The sequence below is a fragment of the Ammoniphilus soli genome, from assembly GCF_040813775.1.
On sequence record NZ_JBEGDL010000088.1, the window covers coordinates 1 to 3,754 of the forward strand.

The window sequence follows — 3,754 nt, forward strand, 5'->3', positions numbered from 1 at the left end:
AATAAAAAGGATTTATCGCAGTGGTATTTTACTTTATAATGAAACCATACATGATTATTTGATAAATCTGATTAGGTCACAGGATGTGAGGAGTGTTTCGTTTGGATAAAAAGGAAATTCAAAGAACCCGGATCATGCGGTATTTTATTGACGCAACGGTCCAAATCATGAAAGAAGAAGGGATTGAGCATGTCACGATCCGAAAAGTGGCAGATATTGCGGGTTACAATAGTGCAACGATTTACAATTACTTTCAGGAACTGTCCCATTTGATTTTCTTTGCAGGAATGACTTTCTTGAAAAAGTATACGGATGCTTTACCGGAATATATGGCCAAAGGTGAAAATTCTCTTGAGAAATATTTATTGACTTGGGAGTGTTTCTGCAAATATTCCTTTGCCGAGCCCAAAATCTATAGCGCCATTTTTTCGTCCAATCTAGGGGCTCAGCCAGAAGAATTGCTGCAGAATTATTATACGATTTTCCCCATGGATATTATTGAGCTGCCCGAGGAATTCCTGCCGATGGTATTGGAATCGAATCTTTCCAAAAGAGGCCGGGTTGCATTGGAGAAGAGCGTGAAAGATGGGTTAATCAAGGAAGAGCATGCGGAAGAACTGAATGAGATGGCTGTTTTAATGTGGCAGGGCATGCTGACGCTCTTGCTGAATAACCGCCGAACCTATACGCCGGAAGAAGCCGTTGAAAAAACGATGAAATATATTAGAAAAATTGCCTATAGCGCTGCCTAATTCCATTTCTAATGAGGTATAGAATATGTTTATGCTAATGGGCAAGAGTATCAAGAGGGAGATATCCTCCAGTATCACTAAAAAATATCTACTGATTTTCTCCACCCTCTTCATTATACCGCTCGTACTGATCTACTATTTGATTGTGGACAACGCGAACTCTATTTTAGAAGAAGATATTATTGAGAAAAACGTTCTTCATGCGGATGCATTGGCCAAAAGATTGAATAGGGAGATTCAGGATGTTGTCTTGCAGCTGCAGCTGATAACAGAAACAAAAAGCGATGGGTCGCTGGACCATGGCAAAATGTTCAATAGGGCGAAGCAAACCATTTCAAATAGCTCTATGATACACTCTGTTTTTTATGTGGATGAAGAGCAGAACATTCACTTTGAAGCCCCATTTCTCCCTGATATGGGTCAGGGCAAGTACCGCTACCCCGGTTTCGAAGATGTTCGCTGGAGCCTAAACTTTCACGTATCTGACCGGATCCGCAATGTTCATGGCCAGTCGGTCGTCTCCATTGCCATACCTGTGTTGGCAAAAGATCAGCGGTTTAAAGGAATCCTTGTCGCTGAATTGAGCCAGGAATATCTATCGGAAGTATTGAAGAGCATCAGTATTACGAATCAGGGCTTTAGCTTCTTGATCGATCGGAACGGGAGGGTTATCGCGTCAACCGATGAGGGGGAGCTAGGGAAAGATTACTCCAACGATCCGGTTGCTATTCAATTATCTATGGACGCGGCTGGTTCCATGAAGGAGAAGTATAAGGGAGAGCAGGGAATCATTGCTTATCATTCGATGCGGGATGGATGGGGACTGGCTTTGGGAGTTCCGGAGAAAATTGCCTTTCAGTCTGTGGATCATCTTTCTAAGCTGCTATCTGTTGGTTTTTTTGGCATATTGATTTTTTCGCTCGGATTAATCGGGGTTGGGATGCGGCAATTGCTCTATCCGATGGTCGGAATGACGAAGCTGGCTAGGGATTTTACAAAGGAACAGTCTCTTCGCGGGATCCAAAATTTAAAAAAGTATCATTCCCCTGATGAACTTGGTGTTTTAATGCGGACGATTGTTACAGTGGGATTAAGCAATCTAGACAAGCAGCGGATGCTGGAAGAAAAGGAACGCTACTTGCGCGATGTGATAGAAGGCATCCCCTATGCCATTGTAACAATGGATAACGCGGGAGTGATTACGCATCTGAATCATGCCTTCGAAAGGCTGACAGGATTTCATCGGGACCGAATCATCGGGTTGCCTATGATGGATGTACCCATAAAAAAGGAGCAAATGGACTTTGTCGCTTTGCAGCATCTTCAATCCGGTAAGATAACGGAAGAAAACGAAACCTACATTATTGATGCGGAAGGTCAAAAGCATATCGTCAAAGTAAAAAGTTCCAAATTCTTTGATGAAAACCATAATGAAATCGGAATCATCGCTATGCTGGAGGATATTTCCCAGCTAAAACTGTTAGAAGCTCATGCCAAGCAGCGGGAGAAGCTTGCTGTCATTGGCCAAATTACGACGGGGATTGCCCACGAAATCAAGAATCCATTAGCCATTTTATCCGGTGCAAGCGAATTGCTGAAGGAAGAGGTCCATGACCATCAATGCGGAGGAATAATCGAAGAACTGACAGAGGATATCCATCAAGTGGTCAAGCGGATGAAAGTCATCACGAACGACTTTCTGAAATTTGCTAAGATAAACACAGATACCGTCAAGCCGATTCGAATGGACAAGCTTTTGGACGAGGTGCTTCACTTACTGCGCATCAAGCTAAAGGAATCTAAAGTCAATGTTGATAAAAAGGTTGAAGAAAATTCAGCTTGTGTGGAAGGAAAATACGATCAATTGATGCAGGTTTATTTGAACTTGATTCTAAACAGCGTCGATGCCATGCCAGAGGGCGGCGATTTGACGGTTCGCGTTTATCAAGAACAGGAGAGGGTGTTCGTGGAGATTGAAGATTCAGGCATGGGCATACCCACTCAGAACCTAGACTGGCTGTACAATCCGTTCTTTTCCACGAAAGAGGATGGTTCGGGTTTAGGGCTTACGATTGCCAGGGATATTATCGCCGAGCATGGAGGAGACATTCGGATCGAAAGCGCAGAAAACCAGGGAACAAGAATCATTACAAGTTTTCAGATATAAAACAGGAGAGGGTGGGCGGCATGACCTATTCCGTTTTGGTTATTGATGATGAAGAGCGTTTAAATAAAATTATGTCCCAAAAGCTTAAAAAGGAAGGTTTTGCAGTCCATCAAGCCTTATCTGGGCAAGAGGGGATCGATGCAGTTAAACGGGAGAAGATTGATGCGGTCATTTTGGACTATATGCTGCCCGATATGACGGGTATGGAGGTCCTGCAGAAAATCAAGGAAGAAAATGAACAGATCGCGATCATCATGCTAACCGCCTACGGGAATGTAGAAAACGCAGTAACGGCCATGAAACTGGGTGCTTTTGACTTTATGAACAAGCCCATTGAGTTAAATATTCTAAAAGAAGTTGTCTTGAAAGCGTGTGCAAATAAACAGCTCCAGCTGGAAAATCAAATGCTGAAGGAAGAACTGAAGAGGTCAGGCGGAAATGATGACCTTGTCTATAAGAGTGACAAAATGAACCAAATCATTCAATTCCTTGAGAAGATCATCGAGTCGGATGCCAATATTTTAATTCTCGGTGAAAGCGGTGTGGGAAAAACAGCACTGGCGAAATGGATCCATCAAAGAAGCAGCCGCAAGGATAGGCCTTTTGTGTCTCTCAATTGTGCAGCCATCCCGGAACAGCTCCTGGAAAGTGAACTGTTCGGCGTTCGCAAAGGAGCGTTTACGGGAGCGAATGAATCCAGGCCGGGGAAATTTGAATTAGCGGACGGAGGCACTATTTTTCTCGATGAAATCGGGGAGACTTCGATGTCCATGCAGGCTAAATTGTTGCATGTCATCGAAGAAAAAAAGTTTATGAAGCTGGGCAGCAGCGAATA

Annotated in this window: 3 protein-coding genes; all 3 read left to right on the forward strand. The window is 43.4% G+C overall.

Annotated features, from left to right (window positions below):
- Positions 1–92: 92 nt before the first annotated feature.
- Positions 93–752: a TetR family transcriptional regulator gene (locus ABLT31_RS38145; protein WP_367760934.1), complete on the forward strand. Its 660-nt coding sequence runs from the start codon at positions 93–95 to the stop codon at positions 750–752.
- 25 nt (positions 753–777) lie between these two features.
- Positions 778–2,919, forward strand: a complete 2,142-nt coding sequence (locus ABLT31_RS38150; RefSeq protein WP_367760935.1) for a sensor histidine kinase — start codon at positions 778–780, stop codon at positions 2,917–2,919.
- Positions 2,920–2,939: 20 nt separating this feature from the next.
- Positions 2,940–3,754: sigma-54-dependent transcriptional regulator (locus tag ABLT31_RS38155; RefSeq protein ID WP_367760936.1), on the forward strand; the 815-nt coding region annotated here is incomplete at its 3' end.

What these genes read in the sequence shown, in the direction of transcription:
- ABLT31_RS38150 (WP_367760935.1), top strand. Translation starts at nt 778, where the DNA reads ATGTTTATGCTAATGGGCAAGAGTATCAAGAGGGAGATATCCTCCAGT.